This window comes from Dolichospermum circinale AWQC310F (assembly GCF_000426925.1).
GTDB lineage: Bacteria > Cyanobacteriota > Cyanobacteriia > Cyanobacteriales > Nostocaceae > Dolichospermum > Dolichospermum circinale.
Window position 1 is genome coordinate 51,820 of the sequence record NZ_KE384687.1, and the last position, 1,303, is coordinate 53,122.

Here is a 1,303-nt window from a genome sequence, read left to right on the forward strand (position 1 = left end):
TATCTAAATCTTTGTGAGATTGCCAAAACTGGGCGGCAAATTCCATTCTTTTATAATCACCCCCCAACACAAAAATTACCTGGCGGACGGAAGTTTGGTGAAAAGCGATCGCGTAAGCACCGCTGCAAGCAGTTCGCTATCCTCGTTTGTGCGATTTTTGCAAGGGCGATAGCGAAGCGCACCGAAGGTATGACTATGAGATAAAATAGAATCAACCAAGTATTTTGTCTTTCTTTCCATAAAAACGAGGTAAACATGACTTATTTAGAACTACATCAAAAAGTTGAACAACAGATATCCCAACTAGCACCAGAACAGCTTTCCTTAGTTAGTGATTTTATCGACTCGATTCAGGAAAAAAGCACCGTAAATCAACGCCCATTACGTCGTATTTCTCCCATTAAGCGAGGTAAAAAAGCAGGTGATTTACTACATTATACTGGAACTTGGCATGGTGATGATTTGGAAGATTGTCTGCGTTTAGTTGAAGAAACTCGTTCTCAAACGCAGTTTTAGTTTTTGTCACTATGTCTTATTTGCTCGATACTAATCACTGTAGCTATATTATTAATGGTAATTCTCAAGTTACCGACACCTTAAAATCTTGCTCGTCTGTTACCATTGGCGTTAGCATTATCACTTATGCAGAACTACTATATATGACAGAAAAATCAGCACTAAAATCTCAAAATTTAGGTGCAGTTCAGGTTTTTTTGTCTGACGTTGATTTATATTTTCTTGATGAAGAAACTGCCATTATTTACAGTCGTTTAAAATCATCGATTTTTAATTATTTTGCTCCCCAAGAGAAAAGCAAACGTCGTAATTTTAGCATTGAAAATTTGGGATTTAGCGATCATGATCTTTGGATAGCAGCAACAGCAATTCAACACAATCTCACTCTCGTTTCGGCTGATAGCGATTTTACGCGTATTCATCAAGTACAGCCTTTTCCCTTGGAATCATGGCTTTGATTGAAACTGTAACTTAAATTATAGCCAGATCTAGACAAACTTGCCGAAATGTACTATCCATGAAGGTACAGCAAGAAGTGTAACCACAATCCCTAGACTACCAAGGACAATAGTAGCGAACTGCTTGCAGCAGTGCTTCGCTATTGCTTTTGACCTCCTAATATGATAATCTGATGTAATCAAATAAATATGCTATATCTTCAGAGCAGCAAACTTGTCTACCATAGATGTAAAATTAGTGACTATATCCGTAGCTCTGGCTTCAAACCGTAACTGGCGATTGGGAACACCAAACCATTGAAAAATGCGGCGATTATAATTTATTTAGG

Annotated in this window: 3 protein-coding genes; all 3 read left to right on the plus strand. The window is 37.8% G+C overall.

The window, feature by feature from the left end; translation table 11 throughout:
* On the plus strand, nucleotides 1-204 hold a 204-nt coding region (locus ACIR310F_RS26905; protein WP_231387532.1), incomplete at its 5' end, for a hypothetical protein.
* Nucleotides 205-255: 51 nt separating this feature from the next.
* On the plus strand, nucleotides 256-516 hold the full coding sequence (locus ACIR310F_RS0113595; protein WP_028084293.1) for a hypothetical protein: 261 nt from the start codon (nucleotides 256-258) through the stop codon (nucleotides 514-516).
* An 11-nt stretch (nucleotides 517-527) separates the two neighbouring features.
* Nucleotides 528-974, plus strand: a complete 447-nt coding sequence (locus ACIR310F_RS0113600) for a type II toxin-antitoxin system VapC family toxin (RefSeq protein ID WP_028084294.1) — start codon at nucleotides 528-530, stop codon at nucleotides 972-974.
* The last annotated feature ends 329 nt before the right edge of the window (nucleotides 975-1,303 follow it).

Excerpts from the sequence above, each read along its gene's own strand:
- ACIR310F_RS0113595 (WP_028084293.1), top strand. The coding sequence starts at position 256 with ATGACTTATTTAGAACTACATCAAAAAGTTGAACAACAGATATCCCAA.
- ACIR310F_RS0113600 (WP_028084294.1), top strand. The coding sequence starts at position 528 with ATGTCTTATTTGCTCGATACTAATCACTGTAGCTATATTATTAATGGT.